22 protein-coding genes are annotated in these 22138 nt (G+C 63.9%); all 22 read right to left on the bottom strand.

Going from position 1 to position 22138, the window contains the following annotated elements:
• Positions 1-25: 25 nt before the first annotated feature.
• Complete coding sequence (gene flhF / locus N805_RS00705) at positions 26-1333, bottom strand: flagellar biosynthesis protein FlhF (protein WP_019472907.1); 1308 nt, start codon at positions 1331-1333, stop codon at positions 26-28.
• Between the two features lie 11 nt (positions 1334-1344).
• Positions 1345-3474, bottom strand: a complete 2130-nt coding sequence (flhA, locus tag N805_RS00700) for a flagellar biosynthesis protein FlhA (protein ID WP_019472906.1) — start codon at positions 3472-3474, stop codon at positions 1345-1347.
• Positions 3475-3664: 190 nt separating this feature from the next.
• Positions 3665-4807: a flagellar biosynthesis protein FlhB gene (flhB, locus tag N805_RS00695; RefSeq protein WP_019472905.1), complete on the bottom strand. Its 1143-nt coding sequence runs from the start codon at positions 4805-4807 to the stop codon at positions 3665-3667.
• Between the two features lie 2 nt (positions 4808-4809).
• Positions 4810-5586 carry a flagellar biosynthetic protein FliR gene (fliR, locus tag N805_RS00690; RefSeq protein WP_019472904.1) on the bottom strand — a complete coding sequence of 259 codons (777 nt, stop codon included), beginning with the start codon at positions 5584-5586 and terminating at the stop codon, positions 4810-4812.
• Positions 5587-5593: 7 nt separating this feature from the next.
• Positions 5594-5863, bottom strand: a complete 270-nt coding sequence (gene fliQ, locus N805_RS00685) for a flagellar biosynthesis protein FliQ (protein WP_012273497.1) — start codon at positions 5861-5863, stop codon at positions 5594-5596.
• A 21-nt stretch (positions 5864-5884) separates the two neighbouring features.
• Positions 5885-6640 (bottom strand): flagellar type III secretion system pore protein FliP, encoded by a 756-nt coding sequence (fliP, locus tag N805_RS00680; RefSeq protein ID WP_016488421.1) that lies wholly within the window; start codon positions 6638-6640, stop codon positions 5885-5887.
• The gene (gene fliO, locus N805_RS00675) at positions 6640-7074 is read right to left on the bottom strand and encodes a flagellar biosynthetic protein FliO (protein WP_033692652.1); all 435 of its coding nucleotides are present in this window, start codon (positions 7072-7074) and stop codon (positions 6640-6642) included. Before fliO ends, fliP begins: the two co-directional genes overlap by 1 nt.
• 12 nt (positions 7075-7086) lie before the next feature.
• The gene (gene fliN, locus N805_RS00670) at positions 7087-7554 is read right to left on the bottom strand and encodes a flagellar motor switch protein FliN (RefSeq protein ID WP_026034620.1); all 468 of its coding nucleotides are present in this window, start codon (positions 7552-7554) and stop codon (positions 7087-7089) included.
• Positions 7555-7601: 47 nt separating this feature from the next.
• Entirely contained in the window at positions 7602-8570 is a 969-nt protein-coding gene (gene fliM / locus N805_RS00665) for a flagellar motor switch protein FliM (RefSeq protein ID WP_013973595.1), read from the bottom strand.
• Positions 8571-8579: 9 nt separating this feature from the next.
• Positions 8580-9077 carry a flagellar basal body-associated protein FliL gene (gene fliL / locus N805_RS00660; protein ID WP_019472901.1) on the bottom strand — a complete coding sequence of 166 codons (498 nt, stop codon included), beginning with the start codon at positions 9075-9077 and terminating at the stop codon, positions 8580-8582.
• A gap of 218 nt (positions 9078-9295) precedes the next feature.
• Positions 9296-10549, bottom strand: coding sequence for a flagellar hook-length control protein FliK (locus tag N805_RS00655; protein ID WP_019473826.1), 1254 nt, complete (start codon positions 10547-10549; stop codon positions 9296-9298).
• A gap of 72 nt (positions 10550-10621) precedes the next feature.
• Complete coding sequence (locus N805_RS00650; protein WP_019473827.1) at positions 10622-10969, bottom strand: Hpt domain-containing protein; 348 nt, start codon at positions 10967-10969, stop codon at positions 10622-10624.
• Positions 10970-11017: 48 nt separating this feature from the next.
• Entirely contained in the window at positions 11018-12709 is a 1692-nt protein-coding gene (locus N805_RS00645; RefSeq protein WP_019473828.1) for a fused response regulator/phosphatase, read from the bottom strand.
• 8 nt (positions 12710-12717) lie between these two features.
• Complete coding sequence (locus tag N805_RS00640) at positions 12718-13023, bottom strand: STAS domain-containing protein (protein WP_019473829.1); 306 nt, start codon at positions 13021-13023, stop codon at positions 12718-12720.
• Positions 13024-13217: 194 nt separating this feature from the next.
• Positions 13218-13670, bottom strand: a complete 453-nt coding sequence (gene fliJ, locus N805_RS00635) for a flagellar export protein FliJ (protein WP_019473830.1) — start codon at positions 13668-13670, stop codon at positions 13218-13220.
• Between the two features lie 6 nt (positions 13671-13676).
• On the bottom strand, positions 13677-15032 hold the full coding sequence (gene fliI / locus N805_RS00630) for a flagellar protein export ATPase FliI (RefSeq protein ID WP_019473831.1): 1356 nt from the start codon (positions 15030-15032) through the stop codon (positions 13677-13679).
• Positions 15022-15816 (bottom strand): flagellar assembly protein FliH, encoded by a 795-nt coding sequence (fliH, locus tag N805_RS00625; protein ID WP_019473832.1) that lies wholly within the window; start codon positions 15814-15816, stop codon positions 15022-15024. Before fliH ends, fliI begins: the two co-directional genes overlap by 11 nt.
• A gap of 178 nt (positions 15817-15994) precedes the next feature.
• Positions 15995-17014: a flagellar motor switch protein FliG gene (gene fliG / locus N805_RS00620; protein WP_016488432.1), complete on the bottom strand. Its 1020-nt coding sequence runs from the start codon at positions 17012-17014 to the stop codon at positions 15995-15997.
• Positions 17007-18785, bottom strand: a complete 1779-nt coding sequence (fliF, locus tag N805_RS00615) for a flagellar basal-body MS-ring/collar protein FliF (protein ID WP_028613393.1) — start codon at positions 18783-18785, stop codon at positions 17007-17009. The genes fliG and fliF overlap by 8 nt, the downstream gene beginning before the upstream one ends.
• A 15-nt stretch (positions 18786-18800) precedes the next feature.
• Positions 18801-19133 (bottom strand): flagellar hook-basal body complex protein FliE, encoded by a 333-nt coding sequence (gene fliE / locus N805_RS00610; RefSeq protein ID WP_003254438.1) that lies wholly within the window; start codon positions 19131-19133, stop codon positions 18801-18803.
• A gap of 230 nt (positions 19134-19363) precedes the next feature.
• Positions 19364-20719 (bottom strand): sigma-54-dependent transcriptional regulator, encoded by a 1356-nt coding sequence (locus N805_RS00605; RefSeq protein WP_028613394.1) that lies wholly within the window; start codon positions 20717-20719, stop codon positions 19364-19366.
• Complete coding sequence (locus N805_RS00600) at positions 20719-21936, bottom strand: sensor histidine kinase (RefSeq protein WP_028613395.1); 1218 nt, start codon at positions 21934-21936, stop codon at positions 20719-20721. The genes N805_RS00605 and N805_RS00600 overlap by 1 nt, the downstream gene beginning before the upstream one ends.
• Positions 21937-22138 lie beyond the last annotated feature (202 nt).

Genomic DNA, 22138 nt, shown 5'->3' with positions numbered 1-22138 from the left:
TAGCTACTTTGCACACGCTTCATGGTCAACCCGCCCGCCGGGGGTTGTGATAGAGATCAGCGAACATGTCGGCCATGGCCTCTTCGCTGGGCTCGTCCTGCTGCTGCACATTGACCGCACGGGAAACCAGCTGGTGGCCGCGCGGCAGGTGCAGGTCGTCCGGGATGCGCGGGCCATCGGTCAGATAGGCCACGGGCAGTTCATGACTGATGGCAAGGCTCAACACATCGCCAAGGCTTGCCGTTTCATCCAGCTTGGTCAGGATACAACCGGCCAGGCCACAGCGCTTGTAGCTGTGGTAGGCGGCGGTCAGTACCTGCTTTTGGCTGGTGGTGGCCAGCACCAGGTAATTCTTCGCGGCAATGCCACGCCCGGCCAGGGTTTCCAGCTGCATGCGCAGGGCCGGATCGCTGGCCTGCAGGCCGGCGGTATCGATCAGCACGACGCGCTTGCGCAACAGCGGTTCCAGCGCCGCAGCCAGCGACTGCCCCGGGTCGACGTAGGTCACTGGCACGTTGAGGATGCGGCCCAAGGTCTTGAGCTGCTCCTGGGCGCCGATACGGAAGCTGTCCATGCTCACCAGCGCCAGGTTCTGCGCGCCGTACTTGAGCACGTAGCGGGCCGCCAGCTTGGCCAGGGTGGTGGTCTTGCCCATGCCGGCCGGGCCAACCATGGCAATCACCCCACCCTCTTCGATCGGCTCGATTTCAGGAATGTCGATCATCCGCGCCAGGTGCGCCAGCAGCATGCGCCAAGCCTGGCGAGGCTCTTCGATCTCGGTGGTCAGGTCCAGCAACTCACGGGCGATCGGCCCGGACAGGCCGATGCGCTGCAAGCGGCGCCAGAGGTTGGCCTGCTGTGGCTTGCTGCCCTGCAGCTGGGTCCAGGCCAGCGAACCGAGCTGCACTTCCAGCAGCTCGCGCAGGCCCGACAGCTCGGAGCGCATGGCATCGAACAGGCGCGGGTCGACCGGCGCCGCAGCAGGGGCAGCGGCAGCCTCAGGGGCATCGACGTGCGGCTCGATCAACGGCTCGGCGGCCGTCAGCGACTGCCCGGCAAACAATTGGCGGTTGTTGTCGCTGCTGTCCTGGCGGTGGTCCAGCTCGGCCTGGGCAGTGGCGATGCGCGTATGGGTCTTGCGCAGCTCTTCTTCCAGCTCGGCGTTGGGCACACGCGGGGCCAGGGCGGACAGCTTGTAGTCCAGCGCGGCCGTCAGTTCGACACCACCGGCAATACGGCGGTTGCCAATGATCGCGGCATCGGCGCCCAGCTCGTCACGGACCAGTTTCATGGCCTGACGCATATCGGCGGCGAAAAATCGCTTAACTTGCATTATCCACTACCTCAGCCGTTAGGGCCCACGGTGGCAACGATGGTGACTTGCTTGTTGTCCGGTATTTCCTGATACGCCAGAACATGCAAATTCGGTACAGCCAGGCGGCCGAAACGCGACAGCATGGCGCGGATCGGGCCGGCGACCAGCAGGATGGCCGGCTGGCCCTGCATTTCCTGGCGCTGGGCCGCTTCGATCAGCGAACGTTGCAGCTTCTCGGCCATGCTCGGCTCCAGAAGAACACCATCTTCCTGACCTTGCCCGGCCCTTTGCAGACTATTGAGCAAAATCTGTTCCAACCTTGGCTCCAAGGTAATCACTGGCAGCTCCGACTCAACGCCGACAATGCTTTGCACGATGGCGCGACACAATCCGACGCGCACCGCCGCCACCAGCGCGGCGGTATCTTGACTCTTGCCGGCGTTGTTCGCGATGGCTTCGGCAATACTGCGAATATCACGCACCGGCACCTGTTCCGACAACAGCGCTTGCAGCACCTTGAGCAGGCCCGACAAGGAAATGACACCCGGCACCAGCTCTTCTGCCAGTTTAGGCGATGCCTTGGACAGTACCTGCAACAGTTGCTGAACCTCTTCGTGGCCAATCAGCTCATGGCAGTGCTTCTGCAGGATCTGGTTGAGGTGGGTAGCCACCACGGTGCTTGCGTCGACCACGGTGTAGCCCAGCGACTGCGCCTGGGACCGCTGGCCGACGTCGATCCACACAGCCTCCAGGCCAAACGCCGGGTCACGCGCGGCAATCCCGTTCAGGGTGCCGAACACTTGCCCGGGGTTGATCGCCAGCTCCCGGTCCGGGTAAATCTCCGCTTCTGCCAGGATCACCCCCATCAGGGTCAGGCGATAGGCGCTGGGCTGCAGGTCGAGGTTATCGCGAATGTGCACGGTGGGCATGAGGAAACCCAGGTCCTGGGACAGCTTCTTGCGCACCCCCTTGATCCGCGCCAGCAACTGGCCGCCCTGGTTGCGATCGACCAGCGGGATCAGCCGGTAGCCGACTTCCAGGCCGATCATGTCGATGGGCGTCACGTCGTCCCAGCCCAGCTCCTTGGTATCAAGCGCGCGCTGCGGCGAGGGCAGCAGGTCTTGCTGGCGCTGCGCCTCCTGCTGCGCGTCCAGCTTGGCCTTGTGCTGCTTCTTCCACACCAGGTAGGCGCCGCCACAGGCCAGCAGGCCAAGGCTGAGGAAGGCCACGTGGGGCATGCCCGGCACCAGCCCCATCACGATCATCAGCGCGCCGGACACCGCCAGGGCCTTGGGCGAATCGAACATCTGCCGGTTGATCAGCTTGCCCATGTCCTCGGAGCCCGAGGCGCGGGTAACCATGATCGCGGCGGCGGTGGACAGCAGCAGTGATGGCAATTGCGCCACCAAACCGTCACCGATGGTCAGCAAGGCATACACCTTGCCGGCATCGCCGAAGGTCATGCCGTGTTGCAGCATGCCGATCAGCATGCCACCGATAAGGTTGATGAACAGGATCAGCAGGCCGGCGATGGCGTCACCGCGCACGAACTTGCTGGCACCGTCCATCGAGCCGTAGAACTCGGCCTCTTGCGCCACCTCGGCACGGCGGTGCTTGGCCTGGGCCTGGTCGATCAGGCCGGCGTTGAGGTCGGCGTCGATGGCCATCTGCTTGCCGGGCATGGCATCGAGAGTGAAACGCGCGCTCACCTCCGAAATACGCCCGGCACCCTTGGTCACCACCACGAAGTTGATGATCATGAGGATGGCAAACACCACGCCACCGACCACGTAGTTGCCGCCGATCACCACCTCGCCGAAGGCCTGGATCACCTTGCCGGCAGCGCCGTGGCCCTCCTGGCCATGCAGCATGACCACGCGGGTGGACGCCACGTTCAGGGCCAGGCGCAGCAGCGTGGCCACCAGCAGGATGGTGGGGAAGGCGGCAAAGTCCAGCGGGCGCAGGGCGTACACACAGACCAGCAGCACCACGATCGACAGGGCGATGTTGAAGGTGAAGAACACGTCGAGCAGGAACGGCGGTATCGGCAACATCATCATTGCCAACATCACCAGCAGCAGCAGCGGCACGCCCAGGTTGCCCCGGCCGAGGCCGGCCAGGTTGTTGCGGGCGTTGCTGATTAACTGAGTGCGATCCACCGCGAGTCCTCTTGATGCAAAACTTTGACGCCCAGGGGGCGCCTGGGCGTGGCTTTGCAAGAAGCCTTCCAACTTTGCTCGGCGGGAGATTTATGTTGTCTGTACTGACCCTTTCGCGGGCAGTCCAGAGCCCCAAACTACCTGTGGGAGCGGGCGTGCCCGCGAAGAGGCCAAAAGCCCTGACACAAGGTCAGCTGTCGCGGCGCAGGTCCGGCGGAATCGGCAAATCTTCTTTCAACGGCTCTGGCCGCTTGCCCCTGCCGGCGCGGTACTGGCGGATCTGGAACACATAGGCCAGCACCTGCGCCACAGCCAGGTACAAGCCGGCAGGGATTTCCTGCTCAGGCTCGGTGGAGTAGTAGATCGCCCGCGCCAGCGCCGGCGATTCGAGAATCTGGATCTTGTGCTCCACACCAATCTCACGAATCTTCAAGGCCATGAAGTCGGTACCCTTGGCCAGCAGCAACGGCGCCGCCCCGCCCTTCTCCGGGTCGTACTGCAGGGCCACCGCATAGTGCGTCGGGTTGGTAATGATCACATCAGCCTGCGGCACCGCCGCCATCATGCGCCGCTGCGACATCTCGCGCTGCAGTTGGCGAATGCGTTGCTTGACCTCCGGCTTGCCCTCGCTGTCCTTGTACTCGTCGCGCACTTCCTGCTTGGTCATCTTCATTTTCTTGTGCGTCTGGTACAGCTGGAACGGCACGTCCGCCGCAGCAATCAGCAACAGCCCGGCCGACATCCACAAGGCACTCCAACCCACCACCTGCAGGCTGTGGATGATCGCCTGCTCCATCGGCTCATTGGCAATCGCCAGCAAGGCCTGGCGGTCGTTGGACAGCACCACCACCGCCACTATCAAGATCACGAAGAACTTCGCCAGCGCCTTGAGCAGCTCGGTCAGGCTATTCATCGAGAACATGCGCTTGATCCCCGATAACGGGTTCATGCGGCTGAATTTTGGCTGCAGCAAGCTGCCAGAGAACAGGAAGCCGCTGAGGGCAATAGGTGCCACGAAGGAAATCACGAACAGCAGGATCAGCACCGGCTGCACCGCCCATATCGCCATCTTGCCCGAGGCCAGCAGGAAGGCGCCCATGGCCCGCTCGTCGACAATGATGTCGCGGGTCAGGCTGAAGTTCATGCGCATGATGCTCAGCAACGTCTCGGCCATATGACCGCCGAATGCCAGCAGGCCGCCGGCGCCAGCCAGGGTCACCGCCACCGTGTTCAGCTCCTTGGAGCGGGCGATCTCGCCTTTCTCGCGGGCATCGCGCTTGCGCTTGTCGGTGGGGTCTTCTGTCTTGTCCTGACCGCTCTCGCTTTCTGCCATGCTCAGCGCGCCCTCGCCAGTTCACGCAGCCATTGCAGCGCTTCGCTGGCCAATGCCTGGTAGTGGGACAGCACATCGGCCAGGCCGACCCAGAAAATGAACATACCCATGACCAGGGTCAGCGGAAAGCCAATGGAGAAGATGTTCAACTGCGGCGCGGCGCGGGTCATCACGCCGAAGGCAATGTTCACCACCAGCAAGGCAGCAATCACCGGCAGGATCAGCAACAGGCCGGCCGCAAAGACCCATCCCAGCCGCCCGGCCAGCTCCCAGAACTGGTTGACCACCAGCGCATTGCCCACCGGCAAGGTGGTAAAGCTTTCGGTCAGCACTTCGAACACCACCAGGTGGCCGTTCATCAACAGGAACAGCACGCTCACCAGCATGGTCATGAACTGGCTGATCACCGTGACGTTCACGCCGTTGGCAGGGTCGACCATCGAGGCGAAGGCCATACCCATCTGCACCGCGACGATCTGCCCGGCAATCACGAAAGCCTGGAACAGCAACTGCAAGGCCAGGCCGAACAGCGCACCCACAATGATCTGTTCGGCGCACAGCAACAGGCCACGCAGGCTTAGCGGGTCGAATTCGGGCAACGGTGGCAGCGCCGGCACGATCACCACGGTAATGGCCACCGCCACGTACAGGCGCACCCGCGCCGGCAGCATGCGGGTGCCAAGGATCGGCATGGTCATCAGCACCGCAGTCACCCTGAACAACGGCAGGATGAAGGTGGCGACCCAGGTGCCGATCTGCGTGTCGGTCAGCTCCAGCATATCCGCGTCAACCGATCAGCTGCGGGATGTTGGTGTAAAGGGTGGTGATGTACTCCATGAACTTCTGCACCAGCCAGGGCCCGGCAACGATCAGCGTAATCAGCATGACCAGCAGGCGCGGCAGAAAGCTCAGGGTTTGTTCGTTGATCTGCGTGGCGGCCTGGAACATCGCCACCACCAGGCCTACCAGCAGGCTCGGCACCACCAGCACGGCGACCATCAGGGTGGTCAGCCAGAGGGCGTCACGGAACAGGTCGACAGCTACTTCAGGTGTCATCGGCGGCTCTCCTTGACGGCGTCAGACGCCGCCGAAACTGCTGGCCAGGGTGCCCATGATCAGCGCCCAGCCATCCACCAGCACGAACAGCATGATCTTGAACGGCAGCGAGATGATCAGCGGCGACAGCATCATCATACCCATGGCCATCAGCACACTGGCCACCACCATGTCGATGATCAGGAACGGGATGAAGATCATGAAGCCGATCTGGAACGCGGTTTTCAGCTCGGAGGTAACGAATGCCGGCACCAGAATCGTCAGCGGGACCTGGTCGGGGCCGGCGATGTCGGTGCGCTTGGACAGGCGCATGAACAGGTCGAGGTCGCTTTGCCGGGTTTGCGCCAGCATGAAGTCCTTGAGCGGCACCTGTGCCTTGTCGATGGCCTGCTGGGCGGTCATCTGCTCCTTGAGGTACGGCTGCAGGGCGTCCTGGTTCACCCGGTCGAACACCGGCGCCATGATGAACATGGTCAGGAACAGCGCCATGCCGGTCAGGATCTGGTTCGACGGCGTCTGCTGCAGGCCCAGGGCCTGACGCAGGATCGAGAACACGATGATGATGCGGGTAAAGCTGGTCATCAGGATGACGAACGCCGGGATGAAGCTGAGCGCCGTCATGATCAGCAGAATCTGCAGGCTGACCGAATACTCCTGCTGCCCGTCCGCCCCGTTGGACAGGGTAATGGCCGGGATCGACAACGGGTCGGCGGCCAGGGCCAGCGGCGCAGCCAGCAGCAGCGCCAAAGTCAACAACATACGCAGCGGGCCGCTCATCACTTCTTGTCCTTAGGGTCCTTGCCCATCAGCTCCATCAACCGCTGGGCAAATTCCGGCGTTGCCTGACGTGCGCCAGCCGGCACTTCCACGGGTTCGGCCAGCACATGCAGCGCCTCGATGCTACCGGGGGTGTGGCCAATCAGGATCTGCTCCTTGCCCACCTGCACCAGCAGCAGGCGGTCACGCGGGCCGATGGCCCGGCTGCCGACGATCTCGATCACCTGCCCACCCTTTACCGCCGTACTCTGCATGCGCCGCAGCACCCAGGCCAGGAAGAAGATCAGGCCCACCACCAACAGCAGACCGAAGACCATCTGCGCCAACTGCCCGCCAAGGCTGCCAGGCGCCGTTGCCGGGGTCGCCGCCGGCGTGGCCGCTGCCAGGCAGGCCTGGCTGGCCAGCAGCGCAGCGAACGCCGCAATGGCGCGCATCGTGCCCTTCACTCAGCGCAGCTTCTTGATACGTTCGCTGGGGCTGATCACGTCGGTCAGGCGAATGCCGAACTTCTCGTTGACCACCACCACTTCGCCATGGGCGATCAGCGTGCCGTTGACCAGCACGTCGAGCGGCTCGCCAGCCAGGCGGTCAAGCTCGATCACCGAGCCCTGGTTGAGCTGCAGCAGGTTGCGGATGTTGATTTCGGTGCTGCCCACTTCCATGGAAATGTTCACCGGAATGTCCAGGATCACGTCCAGGTTCGGGCCTTCGAGGCTGACGTTTTCGTTCGGCTTCGGCGAGCTGGCGAACTCTTCCATCGGCATGCGGCCGGGGCCGCCGCTGCTACCGGTATCACCGCCCAGCAGCGCATCGATGTCGTCCTGCCCGGCCGAGCCGGTTTCTTCCAGGGCCGCAGCCCACTCATCGGCCAGCGCCTGGTCCTCTGCAGAGGTGATCTCGTTTTCGTTAGCCATGGTTTCCTCGACAGGCATTCAATTCGTTATGAGCGACCGGCACGCCGTCAGCGGCGTTCGATCGGGTCGATGATCTGCAGGGCCAGGTTGCCCTTGTGCGAACCCAGGCGCGCCTTGAACGACGGCACGCCGTTGGCGCGCAGCACCAGGTGCTCGGGCAGCTCCACCGGGATCACGTCGCCAGGCTGCATGTGCAGGATGTCGCGCAGCTTCAGCTGGCGGCGGGCGACCGTGGCGGTCAGCGGCACCGCTACATCCAGCACGTCCTCGCGCAGGGCCTTGACCCAGCGCTCGTCCTGGTCGTCCAGGTCGGACTGGAAGCCGGCATCGAGCATTTCCCGCACCGGCTCGATCATCGAGTACGGCATGGTCACGTGCAGGTCGCCGCCACCGCCGTCCAGCTCGATGTGGAAGGTGGACACCACCACCGCCTCGCTGGGGCCGACAATGTTGGCCATGGCCGGGTTGACCTCAGAGTTCATGTACTCGAATGTGACCGGCATGATCGCCTGCCAGGCTTCCTTGAGGTCGACAAAACACTGGTCCAGCACCATGCGCACCACGCGCAGTTCGGTAGGGGTGAATTCGCGGCCTTCGATCTTGGCATGGCGGCCATCGCCACCGAAGAAGTTGTCCACCAGCTTGAACACCAGCTTGGCATCGAGGATGAACAGCGAGGTGCCGCGCAGCGGCTTGATCTTGACCAGGTTGAGACTGGTCGGCACGTACAGCGAGTGCACGTATTCGCCGAACTTCATCACCTGCACGCCACCCACGGCCACGTCGGCAGAACGGCGCAGCAGGTTGAACATGCTGATACGGGTATAACGGGCGAAGCGCTCGTTGATCATTTCCAGGGTCGGCATGCGACCCCGCACGATACGGTCCTGGCTGGTCAGGTCGTAACTTTTGATACTGCCAGGCTCGGATGCGCTTTCGGTCTGCACCAGCCCGTCGTCGACGCCGTGCAACAGGGCATCGATTTCATCCTGGGACAGCAGGTCCTGTACGGCCATTGCGGACTCCTACTGCAATACGAAATTGGTGAACAGCAACTGGTCGATGACCGGCTTGCCGACTTCCTTCTGCGCCACTTCCTGGACCACTGCTGTAGCCTTCTGGCGCAACATCTCCTGCCCGACCGGGCTGCTGGCCAGGGAGTCGAAGCCCTGCCCGGAGAACATCATCACCAGGTTGTTGCGGATCACCGGCATGTGCACCTTGAGGGCATCCAGGTCGGCCTGGTTACGTGCCAGCATCGTGATGCTCAGTTGCATGTAGCGCTGGCGGCCGTTCTGGTTGAAATTCACCACGAATGCCGGGGTCAGCGCCTCGTAGATCGCCGCAGCCTTGGCGTTGCTTGCCGAAGGCTCGGCGGCCGGGGCCGACTCGCTCTTGTGCATGATGAACCAGGTAGCGCCCACCGAAAGGCCGATCGCCAGCAACAGGCCTACGACGGCCAGCAGGATCAGCTTGAGTTTGCCTTTAGTGGCGGGGTCTTTGACTGCTTCGCTATTCGCCATGCCAATAATCCGTCGTCCATCGGGGGTTCAGAGGTGGATGGCTTGGCTTGAGCAAGTGTTATGCCAGATTTTGCAGAGGATGGGTTCCAGCAGGTTTTACGGTGCTGCCTTCTTCGCGGGCACGCCCGCTCCCACAGGTGCCGCAAAGGATTTGAAAGCGATGAAACTCCTGTGGGAGCGGGCATGCCCGCGAAGAGGCCAACACTGCAAATGAAGAGTCAGGCGTAGTAGTCAACCGCACTGTCGCCGATAACCACCTGCTGCTCCACAGGCCGGGTGCCTTCGACTGGCTCGGCCCCGCCCTGCTCCGCCTGCCGCGCCGCCACCCCGGACAGGTTGCTGCCCTGCGCCTGCCCCTGCTGCTGTTGCCCGCGCGACTGGTCGGCCACGTTGACATCCGGCTGGGCCAGCCCCTGCTGGGCGAACAGTTCGCGCAGGCGGTGCACCTGGCTGTCGAGGGCATCACGCACACCGGCGTGGCCGCTTATGAAGGTGACCTGGGTCGACTGGTCCGTCGCTACATTGACGCGAATGTCCAAGCGACCCAGCTCGGCCGGCTCCAGCTGGATATCCGCCGACTTGAGGTTCTGGCTGGACAGGTACATGACCCGGTTGACCAAGCCCTCGGCCCAGGCCCCCTGGTTCATCGGCAATGGCTGGTGCAGCGGGCCGGCATTGGCCGGCACGGCGTTGGCGGTCTTGGCCGTGGCAGCTTGGGTCAGGCTGGCCAGGCGGTTGGCGAAATCATCGATGCGGGTGTCGCTACTGGCGCTCTTGGTGTCTTTCAGGCCATCCTCAAGCAAGGCACCGAAGGCCTTGTCACCCGGCTCGCCTGCTTCACCCTCGGTATTTTCCACCAGGTTCGCCAAGGTATTGACGGCGGCCTGCCCATCCTCGCCCTGGGCCTTGGACGGATCCAGAGCATGTGCCGAGGTTCCACCTTTGGCCTGGGCGCTGTGCTCCAGCGCCAGGCGCAAGGTTGGCAAATTGGCCAACGGGTCGGCATCGGGGTCGAAGGCCTCTTCGGCAGAGGGCTCTTCGGGCTCTGCCGCTACCTGCGCCGTGGCAGCCTGCAACACTGGCGCAACGGCCTCGGCCTGGGCCTGGATCAGCTGTGCGCCAGGCTGGGCGTCAGTGACCTGGCCGGCCACCAGGCTGGCATCACGCAGCCCGGTATCGGCTTGGGCGGCGTCGTCAGCTGGCAACTTGTTGCCGTCATCGGCAACCGCGGTTTTGTCGGCGGCATCTTTCTTGCCACCCGCTGGCGCCTCAGGTTTGTCCTTTGGTGTGGCCCGGGCGACCTTGTCATCCTGCCCGGGGGCCTTGTCACGCCCCTGCCTGGCCATCACCTGGCCAAAGGCGTCGCCCTTGTCACCTAACGCCTGCAGCGGTTTATCCGCCTGCGCGGTGGCCGAACGCGAGGTGCTTGCAATGGCGTTGGCTTGCAACAAAGGGTTGGGTGCGACAGGCATTGAGCGGTCTCCGCGCCAGAAACAAAAAGATCATTCGGCCAGAGACAGGCAAGACTCGCGCCAACTTCCACTTCAGCCTGCAGAAATACGCTGCTGCTCACCCCGATAGAAGTGCTGCACCTCGACATATTCAAGGTCGATGCGGTTGATCAGGTCTTCGATACCATACAGCGGCGGCCGCCGCGCGCGGTCTTCCAGTTGCTGACACAGGCCAGCCAGGGCCACGGCGCCCATGTTGCTGCTGCTGCCCTTGAAACTGTGGGCGGCCGCACCGAGCTCCTCGGCGCTTCTGGCCGCGTGCAGCTGGCTCAGGCGGCGTTCGGAGTCGTCGAGAAAGGTTTGCACCAACTGCAGGTAGCCATCCTCCATGACTTCACGCAGGTCACTGAGTACCTTGTGGTCAATATGCATGTCAGTCACTTGTTCACTCCTTGATCAAGCCAGATTATGCCCGAGCCAACCTGTGGCTCACCATTCGAACTCTACATGTGCGCAACGCCCGCCCTCGCTCCAGCGGCTGTTGCTGGCCAGCCGCTGAACCAGGTTCAGCCCTCGCCCGCTCAGGCCCTGCGCCAGCGAAGGCCGCGACAGCACATGCTGCACATCGAACCCGGCGCCGCTGTCGAGGACCTCGACCATCAGACGCCCGCCATCGGCGTGCGGTTCAACCGTAAAGTCGATGCGCACGAAACCGTCGGTCACCACACCCAGCCGTCGGGCGCGCTCCTGATAATAATCGGCAAACCCCTGCACATCGCGTTTGAGCCGCGAGTCCAGGCCCAGAACCCCATGTTCCAGCGCGTTGGAATACAGTTCGCTTAGTACTGCGTGCAGGCTGCCGGTACGCGCGCGCAGGCCGTGTATTTCTTGCAGCAACTGCACCAGGTAAGGCACCGGGTTGAAGCGCTTGAGGCTCTCGCCACGCACCTCGAACCGCAGCGACCAGTCCAGCGGGCTGGAGCGGCCGCTATCAGAGTAGATCATCGGCGCCGGCACCCGTTCTTCAGCGCTGAACATGCGAATGTCGCACAGGCTGATGTCATCACGCGGGTGCCCGCCAAAACGCTCCAGCGCCTGCATCACTTCGTCGAACAGCCGCGCTGGGTTGCGATTGTTGGCCAACACCGTACGCAGGCGCTGCACGCCGAATAGCCGCTCCTGGTCGTCGGCGGTGTCCAGCACGCCGTCCGACAACAACAACAGGCGTTCACCTGGCGCCAACGGCAATACTTCGGTGCTGTCATCGAAACGCTCCGCCGCCAGGATACCCAGGGGCAGGTGCCGAGAGCTCAGAGATGATAGCACCTGGCCAGCAACCGACAAGCGATAACCATCGGGCATGCCGCCGTTCCACACCTCTACCGAGCCACGCTGCAAGCTGAGGTCAAGTAGCAGTGCACAACAGAACATGTCCACCGGCAGGATGCGTTTGAGCTTGGCGTTCATCTCGCGCAGGATCTGCGCCATGCCGTAGCCCTTGGCGGTCATGCCGTAGAACACCTCGGCCAGGGGCATTGCCCCCACCGCCGCCGGCAGGCCGTGGCCGGTGAAATCACCAAGCAGCACGCGCATGTCGCCGGCCGGCGTGAATGCGGCCAGCATCAGGTCGCCATTGAACAGCGCATAGGGCGATTGCAGATAGCGGATGTTGGGGGCAGAAAGGCAGCCGGAGTGGGCCACCTTGTCAAATACCGCCTTGGCCACCCGCTGCTCGTTGAGCAGGTGGTGGTGGTGCCGGGTAATCTGGTCACGCTGCTCCAGCACGGTAGCCTGCAGCCGGCGCAGGCGGTCCATGGCGCGGATCTTGGCGCCGAGGATCACCGCACTGTAGGGCTTGGCCATGAAATCATCGCCCCCGGCCTCCAGGCAGCGCACCAGGCCCTCCTCCTCATTCAGCGACGTCAGGAAAATGATCGGCACCAGCGCCTCACCGGCCAGGGCCTTGATCTGTCGCGCCGCCTCGAAGCCGTCCATCACCGGCATCAGCGCATCCAGCAGCACCAGCTGCGGGCGGCGCTCGACGAACAGCGCCACCGCCTGCTCGCCGTTTTCTGCGGTGAATACCTGATGGCCCTGGCGGCGCACGATCTGCGCCAACAGCATTCTGTCGGCGGCCCCGTCTTCGGCGACCAGCACGGTCAACGCCTGTTGGGCCGGCATGTCGGCGCTCAACTGATGTCGAAGAGCTTTTCGAAATTGGAGATGGCGAGGATCTTGCGCACATCGGAGCTGGCGTGCACTACCCGCACATCCGACTCATCGCCGCCCGCATGATCACGCAGCAACAACAGCATGCCGAGCGCGGAACTGTCGAGGTAGGTGGTGTCTTTCAGGTCGACGATCACCGATTCGGGCCGATAGGGCTGGCGTTCGTAGGCGTCACGAAATTCCTGATGCTTGCCGAAATCGAAGCGCCCCTTGATCTTGATCGTCAGCTTTTTCCCTTCCTGCGAAAAATCAGTCTCGACTGCCATGCTAGCGATTCCTTCGATGATGGCGAATGCAACTCCATTAAGGTTTAGCAGGCTGGAGCAGGTGTAGCAAGGTCATACCTATGGCCTGCACCGGCCCTATCGCCGGCAAGCCAGCTCCCACAGGAACTGCACCAGACTCGGACCCTGTGCAGCACCTGTGGGAGCTGGCTTGCCGGCGATAGGGCCGGCACAGGTTAAAAATGGTTTTGGCGGGGCAGGCGCTGCGACAGTTCGTCCAGCAACCGCTGCTCACGCTTGTCTTCGGCGCGCCGGGCTTCGTCCATGTAGCGCTGCACCAGCTTGCGCAAACCCTCTACCCGGGCATAGGCCTGCTGCCAGATGCCGCGGGCGTTGTTGAGGTTGTTCTGGTGCCAGACCAGGCTCTGGCGCTGCTGGGTCATGGCCGTTTCCAGCTGCCCCAGGAAACGCTGGTAGTTGACCAGCCAGCTGCCATTGACCCCCTGCCCGCCGCGGTTGATCCACTGCTGCTGGTAATCCTCCCGAAACCGTTCGAGTTCGGCCAGCTTGGCCTGGGCCGTGGCCACTTGCTGCTGGAAATGCCCCAGGCGCTGGGCGGCCTTGCGCTCGGCCTCTTCGGCCATGCCCACCACCGGCGCCAGGCGCGCCGCGCGTCCGGGCGACGCCATGCCCTATCAGCCTGCCGGGGGCGTGAAGATCGCCCCCAGCTGTTCGCGGCTCTGCGCCATGCCCACATTCTCCTGCAGGCCTTGGCGCAGAAACTCCACCAGCTTCGACTGCAAGGCAATGGCCAGGTCGGTTTCCGGATCGCCGCCGGCCACATAGGCGCCCACGCTGATCAGGTCGCGGCTTTGCGACAGGCGCGACCACAGTTGCTTGAACTTCTGCGCCTGGCGCAAGTGGTCGGCATCGACCACCTGGGGCATCACCCGGCTGATCGAGGCTTCGATGTCGATCGCCGGGTAGTGCCCTTCCTCGGCCAACCGGCGCGACAGCACGAAGTGGCCGTCAAGCACACCCCGCGCCGAGTCGGCGATCGGGTCCTGCTGGTCATCACCTTCGGACAACACGGTGTAGAACGCGGTAATCGAACCACCGCCCGGTTCGCCATTGCCCGCCCGCTCCACCAGCTTGGGCAGCTTGGCGAATACAGACGGCGGGTAACCCCGGGTGGCCGGCGGTTCACCGATGGCCAGGGCAATTTCCCGCTGCGCCTGGGCGAAACGGGTGAGCGAGTCCATCAGCAACAGCACGTTCTTGCCTTTGTCGCGAAAGTATTCGGCAATGCGCGTGCAATACATGGCAGCGCGCAGGCGCATCAGCGGCGCATCGTCGGCAGGCGAAGCCACCACCACCGAACGCTTGAGGCCCTCTTCACCCAGGATGTGTTCGATGAATTCCTTCACCTCACGGCCCCGCTCACCGATCAGGCCAACCACGATGATTTCGGCTTCAGTGAAGCGGGTCATCATGCCCAGCAACACCGACTTACCCACGCCGGTACCCGCGAACAGGCCCAGGCGTTGACCGCGGCCGACGGTCAGCAGGCCATTGATACTGCGGATGCCCACGTCCAGCGGCTTGCTGATGGGGTCACGGTTGAGCGGGTTGATCACGGGGCCGTCCATCGGCACCCAGTCCTCGGCCTTCATCCCGCCCTTGCCATCCAGCGCACGCCCGGCGCCGTCCAGCACCCGGCCCAGCATGCTCATCCCCATGGGCAGCCGGCCGCCGTCATCCAGCGGCACCACCCGGGCGCCGGGGGCGATACCGACAATGCTGCCGACCGGCATGAGGAACACCTTGGGCCCGGCAAAACCCATGACTTCGGCTTCTACCTGGACTGGGTGGTAGCTGTCGTCGTTGATCACCAGGCAGCGGCTACCCACGGCGGCGCGCAGGCCTTCGGCCTCCAGGGTGAGCCCGACCATGCGCAGCAGGCGGCCTTCGACGATGGGCTGGGCCGGCAGCTCGATGGCCTCGGCATAACTGCCCAGGCGCTTGCCAAAGCTGGTGCGTTTAAGGTGCATCAGGGCTTTCCACCGAACGCTCGACGGGGGCGTTCAGGTCTACCGACATGTCTGGCGCCGCCGGGTGCAGGGAATGGTCGTGCAACTGGTCGAACAGCTGCGCCACGGCTTTCTCGATACGCGTTTCCATGCTTGCATCGATGCGGCTATGGGCAGTCTCGATACGGCAGCCCCCCGGTAGCAGTGCGCTGTCTTCCAGCAGCCGCCAGTTTTCCTCATGGCGTTCGCGCAGGGCCTTGGCCAGTTCGAAGTCCTGTGGGTTGAGGTGGATGCGGATATTGTCCGCCCCCATGGGCAGCAGCTTCAGGGCTTCGCGCAGCACCTGGGTGATCTGGCTGGAGTCGTTGCGCAATTCGCGGCCGATCACCTGGCGGGTCATGTGCGCCACCAGGTGCACGAGGGTTTTCTCGATCTGCGTGTCTTGCTCGGCGATGGGCTCCATCAGGTTGGCCATCAGTTGCTCAAGGCTGTCGAGCTTGGCCTTCAGGGCCGCCTCGGCCTCCTGGCGGACCTTGAGCTGGGTACTGTGAAAACCCTCGCGCTCGCCGGTGGCGAAGCCTTCGTTGTAGGCTTCCTGGCGGATGGCCTCGAGCTCTTCCAAAGTCAGCGGCTGGACTTCTTCCAGCGGCACTTCCTCGATTTCTTCCTCGACCGGCTCGGGTTCCGGCTCAGGCTCGGGTACGGGCTCTGGCTGCGGGTCGAAGCTGGGCAGCGTCCATACATCCACGCCTTCAAGGTCGCGGGCACGGATCAGGTCGCTTGGGTGATGTTCTTTGCTGGACATGTTTTAAAGTACTCAACAAGCATGTTCGACCCATAAGGGCCTTGTGGGAGCTGGCTTGCCGGCGATCAAGGGCGCAGCCCTTGCCATGCAACGACTCTGCCTGGGCTGGCCTCATCGCCGGCAAGCCAGCTCCCACAATGACCGCACCAGCCCCACCATTTTTTCCTGACCTGATGGATCAGATCATTTCCTCGGCACCCTTGCCGCCGAGCACGATCTCGCCGGCCTCGGCCATGCGGCGGGCGATGGTGAGGATTTCCTTCTGCGCCGTTTCCACATCGCTGACCCGCACCGGCCCCTTGGCCTCCAGGTCGTCGCGCAGCAGTTCCGAGGCACGTTTGGACATGTTCTTGAAAATCTTGTCCTTGACCCGCTCGTCTGCACCCTTGAGCGACACCACCAGCACGTCGGACGACACTTCGCGCAGCAGCGCCTGGATACCACGGTCGTCGACGTCGGCCAGGTTGTTGAAGACGAACATCAGGTCTTCGATCTGCTCCGACAGGTCGCTGTCGACTTCGCGGATCGCGTCCATCAGCGCACCTTCCACGGAGCTGTCGAGGAAGTTCATGATGTCGGCAGCGCGCTTGATGCCGCCCAAGGTGGTACGCGCGGCGTTGGAGTTGCCCGAGAACTGCTTCTCGAGGATCTGGTTCAACTCTTTCAGCGCCGCCGGCTGCACGGTGTTCAGCGACGACACGCGCAAGACGATGTCCAGGCGCACCTTGTGGTCGAAGTTGCTCAGCACCTCACCGGCCTGGTCAGGGTCGAGGTAAGCGACCACGATGGCCTGGATCTGCGGGTGCTCGTAGCGGATCACGTCGGCTACGGCGCGCGGCTCCATCCACTTCAGGCTGTCCAGGCCGCTGGTGTTGCCACCCAGCAGGATGCGGTCGACCAGGCCATTGGCCTTGTCCTCGCCCAGCGCCTGGTTGAGCATCTTGCGGATGTAGGCATCAGACCCCACGCCCAGGCTGGTCTGGTCGCCGACAATGTCGACGAACTCGCTCATTACCTGCTCGACCTGGTCACGGTGCACATTACCCATCTGCGCCATGGCCACACCCACCCGCTGCACTTCCTTGGGGCCCATATGGCGCAGCACCTGGGCCGCATCGGTCTCGCCCAGCGAGAGCAGCAGGATTGCCGCCTTGTCGACGCGGCTCAGCTTGGCGGTAACGGCTCGGTTATCACTCATCGGCGTTGATCCAGTCTTTGACGACCTGGGCTACACGGCCCGGGTCTTCGGCCACCAGGCCTTTGATTGCGTTGAGCTGTGCCTCGTAACCCTCGCTCGGGCTAGGCAGCAGAATGCTTGTCGGGCCACCCAGGCTGACGCGGTCGTTGGCCAGTTCGCCATCCAACCCCACCATGCCGCCCAGCTCCATGTCGCTATCCGAAGCAGCCTGCTTGCCGCCCCCTGTGATGTTGTTGAGCACCGGCCGCAGCACGCCGAACACCAGCACCAGGATGAACACCACGCCCAGCACTTGCTTGACGATGTCCCAGAACCACGGCTGCTGGTAGAAGGCGATATCGGCAATTTCTTCGTTACGATCGGCGGCAAATGGCACGTTGATTACCGTTACGCTGTCACCACGGCTGGCGTCGAAGCCCACCGCGTCCTGCACCAGGCGGGTGAAGCGCGCCAGGTCTTCGGCAGCCCACGGTGCACGGCTGGTGTTGCCGGTGGCCGGGTCGATCTTGACCTGGTCGTCTACCACCACTGCCACCGACAGGCGGGTCATGCGCCCCTGCTGCTGGCGGGTGTGGCTGATGGAGCGGTCCAGCTCGAAGTTCTTGGTGCTTTGCTGGCGTTTGTCCGACGGGTACGGTGCGAGCATCGGTTGGCCGGTGGCCGGGTCCATGATCTGCTGGCCGTTGGCATCCACCAGCGGTTGGCCAGGCTGAATGGCTGCGGCCGGGGTAGCGGCGCCACCGGTGGTTTGCGGTGCCGAGGCAGCGCCTGGCGGCTGGTTGCTCAGCGCGCCAGGCACGCCTTGCGGGCCCTGGCTGCTGGCGCGTTGTTCGTCAACCGACTGTTCGCTGCGCAGCGCCGGCTGGTCGGGGTTGAACTGCTCGGCGGTGGACTCGACGGCACTGAAGTCCAGGTCGGCAGACACCTCGGCCTTGTAGCGGTCATTGCCCAGCACGGGCTGCAGGATGTTGCGCACGCGCTGGGTGAGCATGCTTTCCATGCGGCGGCTGTAGTCGTACTGCTTGCCGGCTTCGGTCAGGGCAGAGTCCTGCAACTGCTCGGACAGCAAATTACCCTTCTGGTCGACCACGGTGACCTGGGATTTGTCCAGCTCCGGCACACTGGTCGCCACCAGGTTGACGATAGCCAACACCTGACCGGCCTCCAGGGCGCGGCCCGGGTACAGTTCGACCAGTACCGAGGCGCTGGGCTTGCGGTCGTCACGCACGAACACCGAGCTTTTCGGGATGGCCAGGTGCACGCGCGCGGCCTTGACGTTGTTAAGGCTGGAAACGGTACGCGCCAGTTCGCCTTCCAGGCTGCGGCGGTAGCGCGTGGCTTCCATGAACTGGCTGGTGCCCAGGCCCTGCTCCTTGTCGAGCAGTTCGAAGCCGACATTGCCATCGCTGGGCGCCACGCCAGCGGCCGCCAGTTTCAGGCGCGCACGGGAGAGGTCGTCGGCCTTGACCAGCAGAGCACCGGAGTTGGGCTCAACGTTGTAGGGAATGTCAGCAGCACCCAGGGTGTCCATGACCTGCTTGGTGTCCATGCCCGACAGGCTGCCGTACAGCGGACGGTAATCGGGTTGTTGCGACCACAGCACCACGGCGAAGCCGATTGCCACGCTGGCCGCCAGGCCGACCATGAGGCCGACTTGGCGCAGCATGGGCATCTGCGCGATGTTTTCCAGGAACGACATACCTGGCAGCGGGCGCTTGGCCGCTGCCGAGCCAGTCTTGGCGGGGGCGTTGTCGACGACTGCTTCAGCCATGGTCTACGTCCGTCCTCAAACCGGCATCTGCATGATGTCCTGATACGCCTGGACCAGCTTGTTGCGTACCTGGGTCATGGCCTGCATCGACACGCTGGCCTTTTGCGAAGCGATCATCACGTCGGTCAGGTCGACGCCGCTCTTGCCGATCTCGAAGGCATTGGCCAGCTGGGTCGATGCCTGCTGCGTCTCATGCACCTTGCCGATGGCCTGGCCAAGCATGTCGGCAAAGGTACTCTGCCCCGGTGCCAGCTCGGGGGCAGCGGTGACCTTTGGCAGCGACATGGCATCGGCCTGCATGGCCCGCATGTCCAGCATCAGACGATTGAATTCAACACCTTGGCTCATGACCCTTCTCTCTCCTGCGGCCGCATTTTTTTGACACTCATGCGGCGAATAGCCTACGTAAAGCAACAAAGGTGCCAGCCTTGGCAATCACCTTTCACGGGCTTACACGGCCCCTGTGGGAGCGGGCGAGCCCGCGAACACCGGCGCAGCCGGTGCCAGCCACCGCGTGGGGTTCTTCGCGGGCACGCCCGCTCCCACAGGGGTGACTGCATTCACAGCGGGGCGCAGTGTCAGCCGAACAGGCTGGCCTCGACGTCAAACCCGGCATCGCGCATCTGCGCCAGCTTGTAACGCAAGGTGCGCGGGCTGATGCCCAGGCGTTCGGCCGCCTCTTTGCGCCGACCGCGCTCGGCGCGCAGGGTGTCGATGATCATCTGGTACTCATGGCGGCGCATGTCATCGCCCAGCCCGCTCGCCTCGGCCGAGACTTCAGGTGATGGCTCTGTGCTGGCTGACAATGGAATGGCGCCTGCCAGACAGAAATCCGCCGCCTCGATCACGCCACCCTGCTGCAGGATCAGCGCCCGCTGAAGCGCGTTGTCCAGTTCGCGCACGTTGCCCGGCCAGGCATAGGCCTGCAGGCAGGCCCGGGCCTGCGGCGACAGGCGTACCGGGGCGTGTTTCATCTTGGCCGCATGGCGCGCCAGCAGGCGCTCGGCCAGTTGCAGGATGTCGCCCGGGCGCTCACGCAGCGGGCACCAGGCCAGGGGGAACACCGACAGGCGGTAGTACAGGTCTTCCCGGAAGCGCCCGGCGGCCACTTCGCCGGCCAGGTCACGGTTGGTCGTGGCCAGCACACGGATGTCCAGGCTGATCGGCTTGCGCCCGCCTACCCGCTCCACTTCGCGCTCCTGCAGCACGCGCAGCAGCTTGGCCTGCAAGGCCATTGGCATTTCCGAGATTTCGTCGAGCAGCAGGGTGCCCCCTTCGGCCTGCTCGAACTTGCCGGCCTGGGCGGCGATGGCACCGGTGAAAGCGCCCTTTTCATGGCCGAACAGGGTGGCTTCGAGCATGTTGTCGGGGATGGCCGCGCAGTTGATTGCCACGAAGGGCTGCGCCGCTCGCGGCGATTGCTGGTGGATGTAGCGCGCCAGCACTTCCTTGCCGGTGCCGGACTCACCAGAAATCAGCACGGTCGAGTCACTGCGCGCCACACGCGCGGCCAGCTCCAGCAATTGGCGGCTGGCCGGCTCGCAGGCCACCGGGCCCTCGTCAGCGGACACCCGCCCGGCGGCATGCCGCTCGACCAGGCTGAGCAGCGCCTTGGGCTCGAACGGCTTGACCAGATAGTCGGCAGCACCTTGGCGCATGGCCTCGACGGCACGCTCGACGGCGGCGTGCGCCGTCATCAACAGCACCGGCAGCTGGGGTTGCTGGCGGCGCAACTGGCTCAACAACTGATGCCCGTCCATGCCGGGCATGTTCACATCGCTGACCACCAGGCTGAAGGCGTCATCCAGCACCGCCTCCAGCGCTTCTTCGGCACTGCCCACGGCCTGGTAGGCGAAACCGCCGATTTCCAGGGTATCGCCCAGCGCCTGGCGCAATACGCGGTCGTCCTCGACCAGCAGCACCTTGATTGCCATTACACCCCCTCCGCCAATTGCCCGTCGATCAGCGGCAGCTCTACCCGCACGCAGGTGCCACGGCCCACTTTCGAACGCAAGCTGATTGCACCCTGGTGCGCACGCACCACAGCCTGAACCACCGCCAGGCCCAGGCCGGTGCCGGTGGCTTTGGTAGTCAGGAACGGCTCACCCAGACGCGCCAACAACTCGGCGTCGATACCACTACCGGCATCACTCACGCACATATGCAGGGTGTGCTCGCGGCGGAACAGGTGCACCTTCAACCGCCCCGGGCCTTCGCTGGCCTGCAAGGCATTCTCGATCAGGTTGAGCAAGGCACCGACCAGGGTGTCGCGGTTACACAGCAACTCGCCCAGATGGCTGTCGCACTGCCAGCGCACTGCATGCCCTTGAACATGGACCTGGGCCGCTTGCTGCAGGGCCTGGAACAACGCTTTCGGGGTAACCCGATCACCCAGCGGCAACTCGCCACGGGCGAACACCAGCATGTCACGCACCTGGTGCTCCAGCTCGTGCAGGCGCTCCTTCAGGGTACTGGCGAAGCGCTGGCGGGTTTCCGCGCTCAACGCTTGCTCGCTATCGGCCAGGTGGCTGGCATAGAGCATGGCGGCCGACAACGGCGTGCGGATCTGGTGGGCCAGCGAGGCGACCATGCGCCCCAGCGACGACAGCCGCTCGTGGCGGGCCAGTTGGTCTTGCAGGCGACGGGTTTCAGTCAGGTCGTTGAGCAGCACCAGTTGGCCGGGTTCGGCATCCAGCGAGCGGGTGGCGATGGACAGTCGACGGCCATCGCGTAGCGAGACTTCGTGGCCATCGTCCTTGCGCGGCGCAAAGCTGCGGGCGATCACCTGGCGCCACAGTTCGCCGATCAGCGGTTCACCGAGCAGTTCGCAAGCAGCCGGGTTGGCTTCACGTACAAGGCCATGGCCATCGATCACGATTACCCCGCCGGGTAGCAGGGCCAGCAGGTTCTGCAGGCGGTTGGCCAGGCGTTCCTTTTCGCTCAGCTCTTCGATGCGCTGGGCACTGACCACGGCCAGCTCGCCTTTGAGTTCACTGACCCGGGCTTCGAGCAGGCTGTAGGACTGGCTGAGTTGGCTGGACACCTGGTTGAACAGGGCGAAGGCTTGCTCGATACCCTGGTGGCTGTCCTGCTCGACCGGGGTTTGCCCCTGCTGATTGGGGGCTCGGGTTACGTGGGCGGCCTGGGGCATCGTGCTCTCTCGCGTGGCTGACCGTCATAAAAACGGTGTGTTGCCAGCGGTGTAGCAATAGCCGTGCCGGAGATGGGGATTTGGGTTGCCTGTGCTGGCCCATTAGCGGGTAAACCCGCTCCCACAGGATCAGCGCAGGGCTTGAGGCCTGTGCTGATCCTGTGGGAGCGGGTTTACCCGCGAAGAGGCCGGCACAGGCCTA

Origin of the sequence: Pseudomonas putida S13.1.2, assembly GCF_000498395.2 — a bacterium.
GTDB lineage: Bacteria > Pseudomonadota > Gammaproteobacteria > Pseudomonadales > Pseudomonadaceae > Aquipseudomonas > Aquipseudomonas putida_Q.
Note: the sequence above shows the minus strand (reverse complement) of the source record. Positions and strands in the feature narration are given on the sequence as shown.